The sequence below is a fragment of the Rhodanobacter sp. TND4EL1 genome (assembly GCF_054061035.1).
This window is the reverse complement of sequence record NZ_JBSSDT010000002.1, coordinates 786,429-803,991: the sequence shown is the minus strand read 5'-3', so window position 1 is coordinate 803,991 and position 17,563 is coordinate 786,429. Positions and strand designations below refer to the sequence as shown.

Annotated in this window: 17 protein-coding genes and 1 tRNA gene; 3 read left to right on the top strand and 15 right to left on the bottom strand. The window is 63.3% G+C overall.

All coding sequences use genetic code 11. From position 1 onward, the window contains the following. The first annotated feature begins 10 nt into the window (after positions 1 to 10). Entirely contained in the window at positions 11 to 373 is a 363-nt protein-coding gene (locus tag ACVWWQ_RS10175; RefSeq protein ID WP_099653711.1) for a PsiF family protein, read from the top strand. A gap of 104 nt (positions 374 to 477) precedes the next feature. Beyond that, positions 478 to 1,122 (top strand): uracil phosphoribosyltransferase, encoded by a 645-nt coding sequence (upp, locus tag ACVWWQ_RS10170; RefSeq protein ID WP_099653712.1) that lies wholly within the window; start codon positions 478 to 480, stop codon positions 1,120 to 1,122. Positions 1,123 to 1,223: 101 nt separating this feature from the next. On the opposite strand, the gene pip is transcribed toward upp, so the two are convergent. Then, the gene (gene pip, locus ACVWWQ_RS10165; RefSeq protein ID WP_099653713.1) at positions 1,224 to 2,192 is read right to left on the bottom strand and encodes a prolyl aminopeptidase; all 969 of its coding nucleotides are present in this window, start codon (positions 2,190 to 2,192) and stop codon (positions 1,224 to 1,226) included. A gap of 63 nt (positions 2,193 to 2,255) precedes the next feature. Next, positions 2,256 to 3,647: an FAD-binding oxidoreductase gene (locus ACVWWQ_RS10160; RefSeq protein WP_133947652.1), complete on the bottom strand. Its 1,392-nt coding sequence runs from the start codon at positions 3,645 to 3,647 to the stop codon at positions 2,256 to 2,258. Positions 3,648 to 3,763: 116 nt separating this feature from the next. Between ACVWWQ_RS10160 and serA the strand changes: the two genes are divergently transcribed. Then, positions 3,764 to 4,996 (top strand): phosphoglycerate dehydrogenase, encoded by a 1,233-nt coding sequence (gene serA, locus ACVWWQ_RS10155; protein ID WP_133947654.1) that lies wholly within the window; start codon positions 3,764 to 3,766, stop codon positions 4,994 to 4,996. Positions 4,997 to 5,105: 109 nt separating this feature from the next. On the opposite strand, the gene ACVWWQ_RS10150 is transcribed toward serA, so the two are convergent. The 13 genes from ACVWWQ_RS10150 to ACVWWQ_RS10090 all read right to left on the bottom strand — a co-directional run bounded on the left by ACVWWQ_RS10150 (position 5,106) and on the right by ACVWWQ_RS10090 (position 17,536). Next, positions 5,106 to 5,182 (bottom strand) — tRNA-Pro (locus ACVWWQ_RS10150). Between the two features lie 53 nt (positions 5,183 to 5,235). Continuing rightward, positions 5,236 to 5,592, bottom strand: coding sequence for a MerR family transcriptional regulator (locus tag ACVWWQ_RS10145; RefSeq protein WP_007804493.1), 357 nt, complete (start codon positions 5,590 to 5,592; stop codon positions 5,236 to 5,238). After that, on the bottom strand, positions 5,573 to 5,872 hold the full coding sequence (gene ihfA, locus ACVWWQ_RS10140; RefSeq protein WP_007804491.1) for an integration host factor subunit alpha: 300 nt from the start codon (positions 5,870 to 5,872) through the stop codon (positions 5,573 to 5,575). The genes ACVWWQ_RS10145 and ihfA overlap by 20 nt, the downstream gene beginning before the upstream one ends. Position 5,873: 1 nt before the next feature. Next, positions 5,874 to 8,252, bottom strand: a complete 2,379-nt coding sequence (gene pheT / locus ACVWWQ_RS10135; RefSeq protein ID WP_133947656.1) for a phenylalanine--tRNA ligase subunit beta — start codon at positions 8,250 to 8,252, stop codon at positions 5,874 to 5,876. A gap of 83 nt (positions 8,253 to 8,335) precedes the next feature. Further along, positions 8,336 to 9,331 carry a phenylalanine--tRNA ligase subunit alpha gene (gene pheS, locus ACVWWQ_RS10130; RefSeq protein ID WP_099653718.1) on the bottom strand — a complete coding sequence of 332 codons (996 nt, stop codon included), beginning with the start codon at positions 9,329 to 9,331 and terminating at the stop codon, positions 8,336 to 8,338. Between the two features lie 187 nt (positions 9,332 to 9,518). Continuing rightward, positions 9,519 to 9,878: a 50S ribosomal protein L20 gene (gene rplT / locus ACVWWQ_RS10125; protein ID WP_072757645.1), complete on the bottom strand. Its 360-nt coding sequence runs from the start codon at positions 9,876 to 9,878 to the stop codon at positions 9,519 to 9,521. A gap of 16 nt (positions 9,879 to 9,894) precedes the next feature. Beyond that, the gene (gene rpmI, locus ACVWWQ_RS10120) at positions 9,895 to 10,089 is read right to left on the bottom strand and encodes a 50S ribosomal protein L35 (RefSeq protein WP_007080321.1); all 195 of its coding nucleotides are present in this window, start codon (positions 10,087 to 10,089) and stop codon (positions 9,895 to 9,897) included. A 272-nt stretch (positions 10,090 to 10,361) separates the two neighbouring features. Continuing rightward, on the bottom strand, positions 10,362 to 10,901 hold the full coding sequence (gene infC, locus ACVWWQ_RS10115; RefSeq protein ID WP_099653719.1) for a translation initiation factor IF-3: 540 nt from the start codon (positions 10,899 to 10,901) through the stop codon (positions 10,362 to 10,364). A 29-nt stretch (positions 10,902 to 10,930) separates the two neighbouring features. Beyond that, positions 10,931 to 12,832, bottom strand: a complete 1,902-nt coding sequence (thrS, locus tag ACVWWQ_RS10110) for a threonine--tRNA ligase (RefSeq protein WP_133947658.1) — start codon at positions 12,830 to 12,832, stop codon at positions 10,931 to 10,933. Positions 12,833 to 13,111: 279 nt separating this feature from the next. Next, entirely contained in the window at positions 13,112 to 14,428 is a 1,317-nt protein-coding gene (locus ACVWWQ_RS10105; protein ID WP_133947660.1) for a porin family protein, read from the bottom strand. A 113-nt stretch (positions 14,429 to 14,541) separates the two neighbouring features. Beyond that, the gene (locus tag ACVWWQ_RS10100; protein WP_133947662.1) at positions 14,542 to 15,456 is read right to left on the bottom strand and encodes a glycine betaine ABC transporter substrate-binding protein; all 915 of its coding nucleotides are present in this window, start codon (positions 15,454 to 15,456) and stop codon (positions 14,542 to 14,544) included. Positions 15,457 to 15,491: 35 nt separating this feature from the next. Then, positions 15,492 to 16,343, bottom strand: coding sequence for an ABC transporter permease subunit (locus ACVWWQ_RS10095; RefSeq protein ID WP_133947664.1), 852 nt, complete (start codon positions 16,341 to 16,343; stop codon positions 15,492 to 15,494). Continuing rightward, positions 16,340 to 17,536, bottom strand: coding sequence for a quaternary amine ABC transporter ATP-binding protein (locus ACVWWQ_RS10090; protein ID WP_133947666.1), 1,197 nt, complete (start codon positions 17,534 to 17,536; stop codon positions 16,340 to 16,342). The genes ACVWWQ_RS10095 and ACVWWQ_RS10090 overlap by 4 nt, the downstream gene beginning before the upstream one ends. Positions 17,537 to 17,563 lie beyond the last annotated feature (27 nt).

Here is a 17,563-nt window from a genome sequence, read left to right as displayed (position 1 = left end):
GGACTCAACGATGTCGACATCACTACGTTTGCTTGCGATCAGTGCCGCACTCGCCTTTGCTGGCGCTACCTTTGCCGCCACGCCACAAGCCGGGGCCGCCGCGCCGGCCAAGCCACGCACTGCCCAGCAGCAGCGCATGGCGGACTGCAATAAGCAGGCCGTCGGCAAGAAGGGCGACGAGCGGAAGGCCTACATGAGCTCCTGCCTGAAGGGAGAGAGCATGACGGCGACGCCGTCGGCCAAGACCACCCAGCAGGAAAAAATGAAAGCCTGCAACGTCGATGCCAAGACCAAGGCGCTCAAGGGCGCAGAGCGCAAGACGTTCATGAGCTCCTGCCTCAAGGGCGACGCGGGCGCCGCTGCCACGCACTGAGCCAAACCGCCCGTTGCCCACGCAGGTCATGCGTGCGTGGGCAACGGAGCTTCGCTAAGCTCACTGGCTGTTGCGCCGCGCGCCGCCATTGAAGCCAGTTGCCCATGAAGATCGTCGAAGTCCGCCACCCGCTGATCCAGCACAAGCTGGGCCTGATGCGTCGTGCCGGCATCAGCACCAAGGAGTTCCGCGAGCTGGCCTCCGAGGTCGCCGCGTTGCTCACCTACGAAGCCACCAAGGACCTCGAAACCATCGAGGAAGAGATTGAAGGCTGGTCCGGCTCCTTGCATGTCCACCGGATCAAGGGAAGGAAGATCACCATCGTGCCGATCCTGCGTGCCGGTCTGGGCATGCTGCCTGGCGTGCTCGACATGATTCCGTCAGCCAAGGTCAGCGTGGTGGGCGTGCAGAGGGACGAACGCACCCTGCAACCGGTCGCTTATTACGAAAAGCTCAGCGGCCGCATGGACGAGCGCATCGCACTGATCGTCGACCCGATGCTGGCCACCGCCGGCACCCTCATCGCCGCGGTGGACATGTTGAAGGCCGCCGGTTGCAAGCGCATCAAGGGACTGTTCCTGGTCGCCGCACCGGAAGGGCTGGAGCGCATCACCGCAGCTCATCCCGACATCGAGATCTATACCGCATCGATCGACGAACGCCTCAACGAACACGGCTACATCCTGCCCGGCCTCGGCGATGCCGGCGACAAGATCTTCGGCACCAAGCAGTTGCCGACGAACGACTAGAACGGCCCTCCCGCGGGCAGGCAAATCGGCAGGACTGCCGATTTGCGCCGCGTCAGGTCGACCGGTCGTGCACCGGCGGGGCGAGGAACAAGGTGGAGCGCCTAGGGCGCTCGACTTCCGAAGCGATCGGTCGCTTCCAGCAGTTCGTGCATGTTGCCCGGCTCGAATGCCGAATGGCCGGCGTCCTGCACGATGCGCAGATCGGCTTCGGGCCATGCGCGATGCAGATCCCATGCACTGCGCAGCGGGCACACCACGTCGTAGCGCCCCTGCACGATCACGGCAGGGATGTGACGAATGCGATCAACGTTGCGCAGCAGCTGTTCGTCGTGTTCGAAGAAACCGCCGTTGACGAAGTAGTGGCATTCGATGCGCGCGAAAGCCAGGGCAAACTCGTCCTCGCCGCTGGATTCGATATGCGCGGGATCCTGCCACAGGAAACTGGTAGCCCCCTCCCATACCGACCAGGCGCGCGCGGCATCGGTGCGCACCTTTGCATCCGGACTGGTCAGGCGTCGATGGTAGGCGCTCATCAAGTCGCCCCGCTCCACCTCGGGAATCGCCTGGAGGTAGGTCTCCCACGCGTCCGGATACAAGGCATCGCAACCCTTCTGGTAGAACCATTCCAGCTCGGCGCGACGCAGCATGAAGATGCCGCGCAGCACCAGCTCGGTCACCTTGTCCGGATGTGTCTGCGCGTAGGCGAGCGCGAGGGTCGAGCCCCACGAGCCGCCGAAGACCTGCCAGCGATCGATCGCCAGGTGCTCGCGCACCCGCTCGATGTCGGCGACCAGGTCCCAGGTCGTGTTGTCGGTGAGCTCGGCGTGCGGCGTGGACTTGCCGCAGCCACGCTGGTCGAACAACACGATGCGGTAGATCGCCGGGTCAAAAAAACGCCGACACTTCGGATTCGTGCCACCGCCTGGACCACCGTGCAGGAACACCACCGGCTTGCCGTTCGGGTTGCCACTTTGTTCGTAGTACAACGCATGCAGCGGTGAAACCTGCAGCATGCCGCTGTCAAAGGGTTCGATTTCCGGATACAGCGAACGCAGCGGTGACGAAGGCATGACGGCTCCTCATGAGCGACGGACAAGCCTCGAAGCCTAGCACGGGCACCGACTCTCAGGCTTTCAGGTGGCCGCGAACAGCTTGCCGGGATTGAGGATGCCGCGCGGATCGAACACCTTGCGCACACCCTGCATCAGCGCGATTTCCTCCGCACTGCGCGTGCTTTCAAGATAGGCGCGCTTGACCAGGCCGATGCCGTGCTCGGCCGAGATGCTGCCGCCGTGCTGTTGCAAGGTTGCCGCCAGCAACCGGGTCACGTGTTCGCACTGGACGATGAATTCGTCTTCGCCGAGTTGCTCGGGACGCAACACGTTGATGTGCAAGTTGCCGTCACCGATATGACCGAACCAGACCACCTCCGCCTGCGGATATTCGCGCGCGAGCAACGCCTGCATCTCGTGCAGAAACGCCGGCACCGCACTGACCCGCACGGACACATCGTTCTTGTACGGCCGCCGCGGCGCGAGGCTTTCGGTGATCCCTTCCCTGAGCCGCCACAGGGCGGTAGCCTGTGCCTCGCTCTGTGCAATCACCCCGTCGCTGACCCAGCCCTGTTCCAGCGCCTGCTCGAAAGCGGCCAGCGCTGCTTCCTGCATCCGCTCGTCCACGGCATCGAATTCCGTGACCACGTAATAGGGATGGTCACCCTCCAGCGCCTGCTGGGCGCCGTGCGCCAGCACATGACGCAAGGCGTGGTCGGTAAAGAACTCGAATGCCTGCAACGCCAGCCGCTCGCGGAACAGCGCGAACACCTGCATCAGTGCATCCATGTCCGGCAGCGCCAGCAGCATCACCTGCGATGGCAGTGCGGGATCGGTCAACTTCAAGGTGGCTTCGACCACGATACCCAGCGTGCCTTCCGAGCCAATCATCAGCTGGCGGAAGTCATAGCCGCTGGAGTTCTTGATCAGGCCCCGATTGAGTTCAAGCAACTCGCCACCACCGGTGACCACCTTGAGTCCGGCGATCCATTCGCGCGTATTGCCATGACGGATCACCCGGATGCCGCCCGCGTTGGTGGCGATGTTGCCGCCGATTGAACACGATCCGCGCGCAGCGAAATCCACCGGATACAGCAAGCCATGTTCGCGTGCGATGTCGTGCACATGCTGCAGGATCATCCCCGGCTGCACTGTGAGCGTGCGATCGACCGCGTTGAATTCCAATACCCGATTCATGCGCTCCAGGCTCAGCACAAGCTCTCCGCTTGCTGCCACCGCGCCACCGGACAGACCGGTGCGACCGCCGGAAGGCACGATCGCCACGCCATGCTCGTTCGCCCAAACCACGACCGCCTGTACTTCCCCGGTCGTCGCCGGAAACGCGATCGCCAGGGGCGCCGGCGTCCAGCGGCGGGTCCAGTCGCGTCCGTAATGCTCGAGATCGGCAGCCTCCGCAAGCAGACGCAAGTCAGGAAGGCGACGGGAAAGATCGGCAAGACGGGAATCGGACATGCATGGCTCCAAATGTCCGCACAGACTGCCAGCCGCCTTCGATCACGTCCAGTGTTGCAGTGCCGCAAATCCTCGCCTACTCTGGTTGAACCGGCCCCTCGACTACGGAACAACCCATGCAGACTTCCTATCCCCGCCAGGACATCAAGGTATTGCTGCTGGAAGGGGTGAGCGCCAGTGCGGTGGACGTGTTCCGCCGAGCGGGTTACAGCCAGGTGGAACTGCATGCGAAGTCGCTGCCTGAGGATGAGTTGAAGCAACGCATCAGCGATGCGCATATCGTCGGCCTGCGCTCACGCACCCAGCTTACCGCCGATGTGCTCAGTCACGCCAAGCGGCTGATCGCGGTGGGCTGCTTTTGTATCGGCACCAATCAGGTGGACCTGGGCGCAGCACGCAAGTCGGGCGTACCGGTATTCAACGCACCCTACTCCAACACCCGCAGCGTGGCCGAACTGGTGATTGCCGAGGCGATCATGCTGCTTCGCGGAATTCCACAGAAGAACGCACAGTGCCATCGCGGCGGTTGGTCGAAATCGGCCAGCGGAAGCTTTGAGACGCGCGACAAGGTGCTCGGCATCGTCGGCTACGGCCATATCGGCACCCAGGTCGGCGTGCTCGCCGAAAGCCTTGGCATGCGTGTGCTTTTCCACGACATCGAGGCCAAGCTGTCGCTGGGCAATGCTCACGCCGTGGCCAGCCTGGATGAATTGCTGGAACGTTCCGATGTGGTCACCCTGCATGTGCCCGAAACCCCGGCCACGCAGTTGATGATCGGTCACGAGCAACTGGCGAAGATGCGCGCAGGGGGCATGCTGATCAATGCCTCGCGCGGCAGCGTGGTGGACATCGACGCGCTTGCCGCGACGCTGCGCGATGGCCATCTTGCCGGCGCGGCAGTGGACGTTTTTCCGGCCGAGCCGAAAGGCAACGACGATCCGTTCGTCTCGCCCCTGGTCGGCATGGACAACGTCATCCTGACGCCGCATATCGGCGGCAGCACGCTGGAGGCCCAGGACAACATCGGCATCGAGGTCGCCAGCAAGCTGGTGCGTTACAGCGACAACGGCTCAACCCTGTCCGCCGTGAATTTTCCCGAGGTCACCCTGCCGGAGCACCCGCACAGCCGTCGCCTGTTGCACATCCACCGCAACGTGCCGGGCATGCTGTCGCGCATCAACGAACTGTTCTCCGCCGGTAACATCAACATTGACGCCCAGTTCCTGCAGACCGACAGCGAAGTGGGTTACGTGGTGATCGATGTCAGCGCGGACGCGGCCCAGGCCGATGAACTGAGAGCCAAGCTGGCGGCGATCCCGGGAACCTTGCGCAGCCGGGTGCTGTATTGAGGGCGGGAACGGGAACGGGAACGGGAGAGCTTGAACGCTGTTGCCGCTGTTCCCCGTTCCCAACGAAAAAAGCGCCCAAGGGCGCTTTTTTCGTAATGAATTACCGAATTGGTCGGGGCGGCCGGATTCGAACCGACGACCCTCTGCCCCCCAGGCAGATGCGCTACCAGGCTGCGCTACGCCCCGACGATACGGCAAGCTGGCAAGTCTAACAGCTTGCGCAGCGTGTTCGGAAGCCTTCAGCGACGCAACAGGGTAAGTACTTCTTCCAGCTCCATCCGCACCTGACGCACGATCTGGTGCGACATGCTCGCTTCCATCCGCGCCTGCGGGCCTTCCAGCCGGGCACGCGCGCCAGTGATGGTGAAACCCTCGTCGTACAACAGCGAGCGGATCTGGCGGATCATCAGCACATCGTGGCGCTGGTAATAGCGACGGTTGCCGCGACGCTTGACCGGATTGAGCGCAGGAAACTCCTGCTCCCAGTAGCGCAAGACGTGGGGCTTCACACCGCACAACTCGCCGACTTCACCAATGGTGAAGTAGCGCTTGGCCGGGATGGCAGGCAGTTCGGTGTTATTCCCTTGATCCAGCATAGCCCTCGACTCTTACCTTGAGTTTCTGTCCCGGTCGGAACGTCACCACGCGGCGGGCAGAGATCGGGATCTCCTCGCCGGTCTTGGGATTGCGCCCTGGCCGCTGGTTCTTCAGCCGCAGATCGAAATTGCCGAAACCGGACAACTTCACCTGCTCGCCATTTTCCAGCGCTCCGCGAACCACCTCGAAATAGGCGTCCACGAATTCCTTCGCCTCACGCTTGTTGAGGCCCACATCGAGGAACAGCCGCTCGGCCATTTCTGCCTTGGTCAGCGCCATCTCATCCTCGCAACTTTGCCTTGCATGTTTGCTCCAACGCAGCTATCGCTTCTCGTACGCAACGGTCCGCGTCGTCATCAGTAAGGGTGCGTGAAGCGTCCTGCAAAATCAAGCCCATAGCGAGACTTTTTCGGCCAGCTTCGACCCCCTTGCCACTGTAACGGTCAAACAACCGAAGCTCCTTCAGCCGCTCGCCCAGCGTGCTGCGAACCACCTGTTCAATCTGTGACCAGGACGCCGTTTCGGGTACGTCCATCGCGATGTCCCGGCGTACCGCGGGGAAACGGGCGACTGCCCTGGCCTGAGGCAGTCGACGCTGCAGGACGGGCGCCAATGCCAATTCCAGCACATGCACGTCCGGCCCCAGGTCCAGCTGTTTGGCCAGCTGTGGGTGCAATGCCCCCAGATAACCTGCCGTCTCGCCATCGCGCGCGACCCGCGCACCCCGCCCCGGATGCAGCCAACCCGGCAGACCATCGGCATGCACCGACCATCGCTGCGGCTCGCCGCCCCAGGCGATCAGTGCATCGAGGTCGCCCTTGAGATCATGGAAATCCAGCGGACGCGACGCCTCGCCCCATTGCTCGGAACGCGCATTGCCACAGGCAACGATGGCCAGGCTCGGGGTTTCCATCGGGGGATCGCCGGCCGCAAACACGCGGGCGACTTCGAAGAGCCGCACGCGATCCTGCTGGCGCGCGCGGTTGTGGCGCAAGGCCTCGATCAGACCAGGCAACAACGATGGTCGCATCACCGCCAGGTCGGAAGACAACGGATTGAGAAGTGGCACCAGTCGCTCGTTGAATCCCCAGCTGGCCAGCAAATCGGCGGCGACGAACGACAGGTTGACCGCCTCGTAATAGCCACGCGCCGCCAGTTGCTCACGCAGGGCCAGCTCGCTGATGCGTGCTTCCGGCTCAATTGCAAGGGTCAATGCGCCGGCAGGCGTCGCTACGGGAATGTTGTCGTATCCGAAGATCCGCGCGACCTCCTCGATCAGGTCTTCCTCGCGCTCGATATCGAAACGGCTGCTCGGCGCCGTGACCTGCCAGCCGTCGGCCGCCGCCACCACCTGCATGCCCAGCGCGGTGAAGATGCGGACCACTTCGGCATCGGCCACATCCACGCCCAACACACGGCGCAGGCGCGCGCGACGCAAGGTGACCGGAGTGGGCTGCGGCAGATCGGCCGAATTTTCGGCGACCAGCACGGGGCCGGCCTGGCCGCCGGTGATCGTCAGCAGCAGTTCGGTAGCGCGCTCCAGAGCGCGGCGCGGCAGCTCGGGATCGACCCCGCGCTCGAAACGATGCGATGCGTCCGTGTGCAAACCGAGCTTGCGCGCGCGCCCCATGATCGCTGCCGGCGCGAAGTGCGCGGATTCCAGGAAGATGTTGCGGGTCGCGTCCGTGACGCGCGAATCGTAGCCGCCCATCACCCCGGCCACGGCCAGCGCCTTTTGTTGATCGGCAATCAGCACAAAACCGGCATCCAGTTTCGCGTCATTGCCGTCGAGCAGTTTCAGCGTCTCGTCGGGGCGTGCATGGCGCACGACCAGGTCGCCATCCAGCGTGTCGTTGTCGAACGCATGCAGTGGCTGGCCCAGTTCGAGCATGACGTAGTTGGTGACGTCGACCACCGGGCTGATCGAACGCAAACCCGCGCGCCGCAGGCGCTCGGCCAACCACAGCGGCGTGCGCGCGGTCGGATCGATGCCTTCAATGACGCGGCCAAGATAGCGCGGCGCATCCTTGCCGGCTTCCAGGCGGATGCCGCGACGAGCCTGCCCGGTCACCGGAGCCGGGGCTTGTGCCGGCACCTTCACTGCGCTGCCGAACAACGCTGCCACATCATGTGCCAAACCAACCAGACCGAGGCAGTCAGGACGGTTCGGCGTCAGTTTCAGTTCGAAGCTGGCATCGGGCAGACCCAGGTAGTCCGCCAGCGACTGACCCAGCGGCGCATCGAGCGGCAACTCCAGCAGCCCCGAGGCATCCGCATCGACGCCCAGCTCTTTGGCCGAACACAGCATGCCGAACGACTCCACACCACGCAGCCTGGCCGCCTTGATTGCGATACCGTTGGGCAGCTTCGCACCGACCGTGGCCAGCGGCACCTTGATGCCAACGCGCGCATTCGGCGCGCCGCAGACGATCTGCACCGGCTCGCCCTGCCCCGCATCGACCTTGCAGACCTGCAACCGGTCCGCCTCGGGGTGCTTTTCCGCTGCAATGATTTCGGCCACCACCACGCCCGCCAGGTCATCGCCCAGCGGGGTGAGCTCTTCCACTTCCAGACCGGCCATGGTCAGGGCATGGGCCAGCGTGTTGCGATCGGCCTTGATCTCGACCAGCTCGCGCAGCCAGTTCTCGGAGAATTTCATGGTTTGAGTTCCGGGATTGGGGAGACGAGATTCGGGATTCGGAAGGACGGGAGCTCACGGCTCTCGCGAATCCCCAATCCCGTTCAAGCAAACTGCTTCAGGAAACGCAGATCGTTCTCGAAGAACGCGCGCAGGTCGGAAACGCCATAGCGCAGCATCGCGAAGCGCTCGACGCCGAGCCCGAAGGCGAACCCGGTGTAGCGCTCCGGATCGATGCCGCAATTCTTCAGCACGTTCGGATGGACCATGCCGCAGCCGAGCACCTCAAGCCAGCGCGTCGAGCCGTCTTCGGCATCCCAGCGAATATCCACTTCGGCCGATGGCTCGGTGAACGGGAAGTAGCTGGGGCGAAAACGCATCTCGAAATCGCGCTCGAAGAATGCGCGGATGAACTCTGCCAGGGTGCCCTTGAGGTCGGCGAAACTGGACGTCTCGTCGATCAGCAGGCCCTCGATCTGGTGGAACATCGGCGAATGGGTCTGGTCCGAGTCGCTGCGGTAGACCTTGCCCGGCGCGATGATCCGGATCGGCGGCTGGCGACCGGCCATGGAGCGGATCTGCACCGGCGAAGTATGCGTGCGCAGCAGTCGACCATCGCCGAAGTAGAAGGTGTCGTGCATGGCGCGCGCCGGATGGTGCGGCGGGAAATTCAGCGCCTCGAAATTGTGCCAGTCGTCCTCGATTTCCGGGCCGTCCATGCGCTGGTAGCCGAGCCGCGCAAAGATCGCACTGATGCGCTCCAGCGCACGGGTGATCGGGTGGATGCCACCACGCTCGCCGTCGCGCCCGGGCAGGCTGATATCGAGTTTTTCCGACGCGAGGCGACGGTCCAGCTCGGCCAGCTCCAACACCCTCTTGCGGGCAGCCAGTGCGTCGGCCAGTTGCTCCTTGACCTTGTTCACCTCGGCACCGCGGGCCTTGCGCTCGTCCGGCGCCAGTGCGCCGAGCGTCTTCAGCGCGGCGGTGACGATGCCGCTCTTGCCCAGCAAGCCCACGCGCAGTGCGTCGAGCGCCTCCAGCGTGTCGACCTTGTCGATTTCCGCCAGCGCCTGAGCGGCGCGACTATCCAGATCATCCATCGATGCGATTCCGGTACGTACTCGGGAACCGGGATTGAGGTCAGGTGACTCGGAACGGCTGCATCTGGTGCTCTTGCCAATCCCGAATCCCGAATCCTGAATCCCGCCAACAAAAACGGGGAGGAGGCTTTGGCCTCCTCCCCGCTTGCTTTACATCATATCGTTCTGACGCAGCAGCGTCCGACGATCAAGCGGCCAGACTGGCCTTCGCTTTCTCGGCGATCACTTCAAACGCCTTGATGTCGTGCACGGCGATATCCGCGAGGACCTTGCGGTCGACGGTGATACCGGCCTTGCTCAGACCATTGATCAGGCGGCTGTAGGACAGGCCGAACATGCGCGCGGCGGCGTTGATACGCACGATCCACAGTGCACGGAACTGGCGCTTGCGCTGCTTGCGGCCGATGTACGCGTACTGACCAGCCTTGATGACGGCCTGGTTGGCAACGCGGAAGACCTTGCGGCGGGCGTTGTAATAGCCCTTGGCACGACCGATAACTTTCTTGTGACGACGACGGGCGGTAACGCCACGCTTTACACGAGCCATGGTTTATCTCCTCGTCTTAGTACGGCAGCATGCGGGCAACACCCGGGGCGTCACACGCCTTCAGGTGATTCTTGGCGCGCAGGCCGCGCTTCAACTTGGTCGACTTCTTGGTCAGGATGTGTGACCGGTAAGCGTGACCGCACTTGATTTTGCCCGACGCGGTCTTGCGAAAACGCTTCGCTGCCGCCCGGTTGGTCTTGATCTTGGGCATGGAACTGCTCCTTGTGTGGGACGGCTCCGAATGCGGACGTCCCGGTTTCTGACTGATCTGGCGGTGATCCCGTGAGGGTCACGCTTTCCGTCCTGCCATGATCGGTGCACGACCCATCCAGGCGGGTCGAGCCGGCGATTATACGGAGTTCGCTGCTCCGATACCAGTAGGAGCGCACCCTGTGCGCGATGGCTCTTTCTGTCGGACCGACGAAGAGCCATCGCGCACAGGGTGCGCTCCCACATGACGCGACACCCGCAGGTGTCAGCGGCTTATTTCTTTTTCGGGCCGATCATCATGATCATCTGGCGCCCTTCCAGGCGCGGGAACGACTCGACCTGGCCATTTTCGCCAATATCGCCCTGGATCTTCTTGGCCAGATTCTGGCCCAGATCCTGATGCGACATCTCGCGACCGCGGAAACGGATGGTGACCTTGACCTTGTCGCCCTCTTCCAGGAAGCGGAGCATGTTGCGCAGCTTGATCTGGTAGTCGCCCACGTCCGTGACCGGACGGAACTTCACTTCCTTGATCTCGACCTGCTTCTGCTTCTTCTTGGCGGCCTGCGCCTTCTTCTGGGCTTCGAACTTGAACTTGCCGTAATCCATGATGCGGCAGACCGGCGGATCGCCGTTGGGCTGGATCTCGACCAGATCCATGCCTACTTCCTGTGCCAGCGCCAGCGCCTCGTCACGGGTCAGGATACCGAGCTGTTCGGCATCCGCGCCAATGACACGCACCCGCGGCACACGGATTTCCAGGTTACGACGATTGCCCTTGTTGTCGGTGGTTGCGATACCACGATCCTCCAGAAGAAGTAATGAAACAGACCGCCAGGCGCTCAGCGCCGGGTTTCGGTCTCCAGTCGTTCAATGAACTCGCTCAACAGCATACTGCCGAGATCCTCACCGGAACGTGTACGCACAGAGACGGACCCTGTCTCCTTCTCGCGGTCACCGACCACGAGCAGGTAAGGCACTTTCTGCATCGTATGCTCGCGGATTTTATAGCCGACTTTCTCGTTGCGCAAATCCGATTGTACGCGGAAACCTTTGTCGACAAGGGTTTGCGTCACTTCGCGGACGTAATCGGCCTGTGCATCGGTGATATTGAACGCCACCGCCTGTACCGGGGCCAGCCATGCCGGCAACAGGCCGGCATGGTGCTCGATCAGGATGCCGATGAAGCGCTCCATCGAGCCCACGATGGCCCGGTGCAGCATCACCGGATGCTTCTTTTGCGAGTGTTCGTCGACGTATTCGGCGTCAAGACGCTCCGGCATCATGAAATCGACCTGCATGGTGCCGACCTGCCAGGCACGGCCGATCGAGTCCTTCAGGTGGTACTCGATCTTCGGCGCGTAGAACGCGCCCTCGCCCGGCAATTCTTCCCACTCCACCCCGGCTGCACGCAGCGCGTTGCGCAGCATTTCCTCGGTGCGATCCCAGAACTCGTCCGAGCCGATGCGCTTTTCAGGGCGCAGGGCCAGCTTGATCGCCAGGTCGGTGAAGCCGAAATCGGCATACACCTTCATCGCCTGCAAATGGAACGCGGTGACTTCCGCCTCGACCTGTTCGGGGGTGCAGAAGATGTGGCCGTCGTCCTGGGTGAACGCACGCACGCGCATGATGCCGTGCAACGCACCGGACGGCTCGTTGCGATGGCAGCCGCCGAACTCGCCGTAGCGGATCGGCAGCTCGCGGTAGCTGTGCAGGCCGGTGTTGAACACCTGCACGTGACCCGGGCAGTTCATCGGCTTCAGCGCGAAGGTGTGCTTCTCCGACTCGGTGAAGAACATGTTCTCGGCGTAGTTGTCCCAATGGCCCGAGCGCTTCCACAGCGACACGTCCAGCACCATCGGGCAGCGGATTTCCTGGTAGCCGCTCTTCTTGTACACGCCGCGCATGTACTGCTCGACCTGCTGCCAGATCGCCCAGCCGTTCGGGTGCCAGAACACCATGCCCGGGCTTTCTTCCTGCTGGTGGTACAGATCAAGCTGCTTGCCGATCTTGCGATGGTCGCGCTTCTCGGCCTCTTCCAGCTGAAACAGGTAGGCCTTCAGGTCCTTGTCATTGAGCCACGCGGTGCCGTAGATGCGGCTGAGCATCGCGTTGTTCGAATCGCCGCGCCAGTAGGCGCCGGCCACCTTCATCAGCTTGAACGAATGCAGCTTGCCGGTGTTCGGCACGTGCGGGCCGCGGCACAGGTCGGTGAACTCGCCCTGCGAATACAGCGACAGATCCTGATCGGCCGGAATGCCTTCGATGATCTCGGCCTTGTAGTTTTCGCCCAGGTCGCGGAAGAACGCCACCGCCTCGTCGCGCGACTTCACACTGCGCGTCACCGGCAACTGCTCGGCGACCAGCTTGTGCATCTCCGCCTCGATCTTCGGCAGGTCGTCCGGGGTGAACGGGCGCTCGTAGGCGAAGTCGTAATAGAAACCATTGTCGATCACCGGGCCGATCGTGACCTGCGCGCCCGGAAACAACCGCTGCACGGCTTGCCCCATCAGGTGCGCGGTGGAGTGGCGCAGGATCTCCAGCGCCTCCGGGCTCTTCTCGGTGACGATCTGCAGGCTGGCATCGTGTTCGATCGGGAAACTGGCGTCGACCAGCTTGCCGTCGACCTTGCCCGCCAGGGTGGCCTTGGCCAGACCGGCGCCGATCGAGGCGGCCACGTCCTGCACGGTGACGGGATGATCGAACGGCCGTTTGCTGCCGTCGGGTAGCGTGATTTCAATCATGGGAACACCTGGAGGATCCGCCACGACGGCGGACCAAGAAGCAAAGTATGACTGCTAAGTGTAGCCGGGCGTCGCTGCAAGCGAGCCACCATCCACGAAAAAGGGCGCCAGGCGCCCTCGTTCGATCCGGCCTTGGGTGCAAATCAGCGGGGAAGCTTCGTAGTGTCCATGTCGCACACTCGACCGGCAGTTGCCTGCGGGCCACCAAGACAGATGGGTAGACGAAAAAACTACTTCGACGCCACCCGGCTGTCAATCTCGGCGGCAGCACGCACGAACTCAGAAGTAATAGCCGACGTTGATGTTGAAGCGGTGTTCCACCCCGCCGTCGCCGGCCATGCTGCCGCCGATGAATGGCTGGTTGCGTGCCGTGACGAAATCGAAATAGGTGAACAGGCCGCCGGCCGCCACGGACACGCCGGTCACGTTCATCCAGGTGTGCGGCAGGCCACCGGATTTGTGCCCGACCATCGAGTAGTCGTTGTAGAACGTCAACTCACTGACTGGCCCCCACGATACCGGCCACTTGTAGGCGAGGTTGCCGGTATAGCTGGTGGCCTTGGCCGCGATGCTGTCGTAGAAGTGGTACGCGCCCACCGCCAGCCGCGTGGCGTCCTGCACCGAATAGTCGTAATGCGCAGCCTGCAACTGGAGATTCCACGGACCATGGTTGGCATTCATGTGCAGCGCGTAGGCACCGTAGTGCCCGACGCTGTGCGCCGCGTCGACCAGGCCGCCATGCAGGGCGGAAGCACCGACTTCCACACTGGTCTCGGCACCCGGACGGAAGGTGTAGGCCGCGCGCGCAGCAACCGTATCCGTGGTGCCGATCGGATGCGCCGGATCATCGAACATACCCTCGGTGGCGTCGCGATAGCCGACCACGTTGTAGGTATAGCTGTCCGAGCGATTGCTGACGTAGCCATCCACGCCGCCCATGCCGTCGTTCTTGAAGAACGCCAGCTGCACGTTCCACGGATCGCTGGTGAAGAGGTACTTCGCACCCATGAAATAGCTGTCTTCCAGACCCAGGTAGTAGTTGGAGCTGAAGAAGTAATTGTGCGAGTCGAACGCCTGCACACCGAACGGCAGCTTGACCAGGCCCAGCCGGCCCTCGGAGCTGTCGTTGAATTTGTAGCCGACCCAGGCGTGCTGGACCGCGCTCATGTACTGGAACCAGCGGTACTGCGCCGACAACTCGACATCGCCGATGCTGCCTTTCAGATCGAGCCGGAAGATGTCGAAGTCACCGTCGCCACCACGGCGGCGATTGGCCTTGTCGTAGCCTTCGTTGCTGTACTGGAAACGCACCGCGCCGCCCAGTTTGATGCCGTCAGCCTGTTTCGCCGGTGCCGCGCTGGCCGCAGCCACCTTCTGCACGGGCACGTCGGTGCTCGGTACGCCTTCAGCCTGCTGCTGGCGCAGGGCTTCGAGCTGCTTCTGCATCTCGTTCATGCGCGCCTGCATCTGCGCGATCTGCTGCGCCACGGTAGTCGGCTGCTCCGGCACGGTGGTGCTGGTGGCGGCAAGGGCAGGATGGGCCAGGCACAGGCCAAGGGCTCCCGTCGCGGCGAGCGCGAGTGGTTTGAATTTCATCGGATGATTCCTCAGTTTTTATGGGCGTCCGCACGCGATGGGCGACGCCAGACAAGGGAGCATGCACTCCCCTGCGTCAGCCGCCCGCGGACACGCCGCGGGCGGCTGCAGGGTCAGGACTTGCCCGACACCCAGCCCGAGACCAGCTCGGCATGGCTGTCGACCCAGTCCCTGGCGTTCTTTTCCGAATCGGCATCCGGCGCCTGATCGGCCGCCATCACCTGCTGCATCTGCTCCGGCGTCCAATGGAAGCCATCCAGCACCGCATAGGCCTTGGGCATGTCCTGCTGCAGGCCTTTGCGCGCCAGGGTGTCGATGTCTTCGGCACCGCCGTAGCTGCCCTTCGGATCGGCCAGGTACTTCAGCTTCCAGCGCGCCCACATCCAGTGCGGCGTCCAGCCGGTGACAACAATCCATTGCTGGTTGTCGATGGCGCTCTTCAGCGCCGCCGTCATGGTGGCGCCACTGCCGTCGATCAGCTTCAGCGGCAGCTTGTACGCGTCGATCGCCTCATGGGTGATGCCCATCTCGCCGGCACCGGGATCGATCCCGACGATGCGGTTATCGAACTGGTCGGCATGCGCGGCCAGCTCGTCGATCGAATCGATCGTCACGTAGTCGGGCACGACCAGGCCGATCCTGGTGCCGGTCATGTTCGGGCCGAGGTTGACCAACTGATCCTTTGCCTTGGCGTAATAGTTGGCGTGGGTGCTGGGCAGCCACGCGCACACCGTGGCATCGGCATCGCCGTGGGCCAGCGCGGAATACATCGCCGCGCCACTGACCGAGGTGGCTTTCACCTTGAAACCCTGCTGCTCCAGCGCCGCCTTGGCGACATGGGTGGCGGCCGTGCAACTGGCCCATTCGACGTAGACCAGCCGCACTTCCTTCGTCTCGCTGGAAGCCGTGGCTGACGTGGCCGTGGCGCTGCCTGCGGTATCGCCACCGGAAGGTGCGCAGCCGGCCAGCAGGCCGGTGGCAAGGACGACGGCAATCGCCGTGCGAAGTCGGAATGTCTTGTTGCTCATGAAATCTCCCTTGGAATACTTGGTATGGCCGCGAATCACTTCGCGGTTTTGTTCGGCTGCGGGCGGCCGATGCGTTGGGTGACGCGATCGAGGATCATCGCCAGGATCACGATGGCGATGCCGGCCTCGAAGCCCTTGCCCGGCTCCAGTCGCTGGATCGCCTGCCACACCTTGCCGCCGAGTCCGCCGGCGCCGATCATCGCGGCGATCACCACCATCGACAGCGACAGCATGATGGTCTGGTTGATGCCGGCCATGATGGTCGGCACCGCCATCGGCAACTGCACCTTGAACAGCTTCTGGCGACGGGTGGAACCGAAGGCATCGGCCGCCTCGATCAGATCGCCGGGCACCTGGCGGATACCCAGCGCGGTAAGCCGGATGGTTGGTGGCGTGGCAAAAATCACCGTGGCCACGCTGGCCGACACCGCACCCAGGCCGAAGAATGGAATGGCCGGAATCAGGTAGACGAAGGCCGGCATGGTCTGCATGAAATCCAGAATCGGCATGACGACTTTGGAGGTGCGCCGACTGAGCGCGGCGGCGATGCCCAACGGCATGCCGATGGCGATCGAGATCGTGGTGGAGATCAGCACCAGCGTGAAGGTTTCCACCGTGGCCGACCACAGTCGCAGATTCCACAACAGCAGCAGTCCGAAAAGGCTGAACAGCCCCACTCGCCAACCGGCGGCACGCCACGCCAGCAGCGCCACGGCGGCAATCAGCAACCACGGCGGCAACCACAACAGGCCGCCCACCAGCGCATCGATCAGGATCGAGACGACGTGGCTGAACGCCTTGGTGATGAAGGCGCCATGCAGGGTCAGCCAATCCAGTGCGGTGTCGATGCCCTGGGCCAGCGGCAGTTTCGGTACAAGCGCGATCATGCGGCGACCTCCGTCGGGGTGTTCTGGGCCAGCGCATTGATCACCCGTGGCCGGGTCACCACACCGAGCAGCTTGCGCTGCCCATCCACGACTGGCAGTCGATACGGCCATGCGGCCATCAAGTTGATGATGTCGGTCAATGGCAGGTCCGGATCGATGGTCGGTGCGTCACGCTGGATCAGCTCGGCAATGCTGCCCACGCCGTCCTTCACCGCCTTTTCCAGTGCATCGAGGGTGACCGTACCGACCAGCGTGTGGTCACGCTCGACCACCAGCATGCTGGTGTCGCTGCCCTCGGTCATCTTGCGCAACACCGTGCGCGGACCGTCCTGCGGAAACGCCAGCTCGCGGGCTCGACCCATCACGCTGCGCGCAGTCAGCACGCGCGACATGTCCACGTTTTCCACGAAACGCTCGACATAGGCATCGGCGGGCTTGTTGAGGATTTCCTCGGGCGTGCCGATCTGCACCACCCGGCCGTCCTTCATCAGCACGATGCGGTCGCCGATCTGCAGCGCCTCATCGAGATCATGCGTGATGAACACGATGGTCTTTTTCATGCGCCGCTGCAGCGAAGCCAGCTCCTGCTGCATGTCACGACGGATGAGCGGATCGAGCGCGCTGAAGGCCTCGTCCATCAGCAGGATGTCCGACTTCACCGCCAGCGCACGGGCCAGGCCCACGCGCTGCTGCATGCCGCCGCTGAGCTGGCTCGGCAGCGAGTCCTCCCAGCCCTTGAGGCCAACCAGTTCCAGCGCCTCGACCGCCCGCGCACGACGCTCGGCCGGGGCGATGCCTTGCACTTCCAGCCCGTAGGCGGCGTTGTCGGCCACGCTGCGCTGGGGAAACAGCGCAAAATGCTGGAACACCATGCTGATCTTGCGCCGACGCAGGTCGAGCAATTTTTCACGGTCGAAGCGCGTGATGTCCTCGCCGTCGATGAAGATGCTGCCTCGGCTGGAGGAGTTCAGCCGATTGAGACAACGCAACAGCGTCGACTTGCCGCTGCCACTCAAGCCCATGATGACGAGCAGCTCGCCCTCTTCCACATCGAACGTCACGTCGGCCACGCCGACGGCATGACCGGTCTTGCGAATGTCCGCGTTGTCCGCACCCTGATCGAGCAGGCGCAGGGCCTTCTCCGGATGCGGGCCGAAAATCTTGCTGAGCTTCTCTATTCTTATTTTCTGCATGGTTCCTTGGCCTGGGTCTGGTCGCGG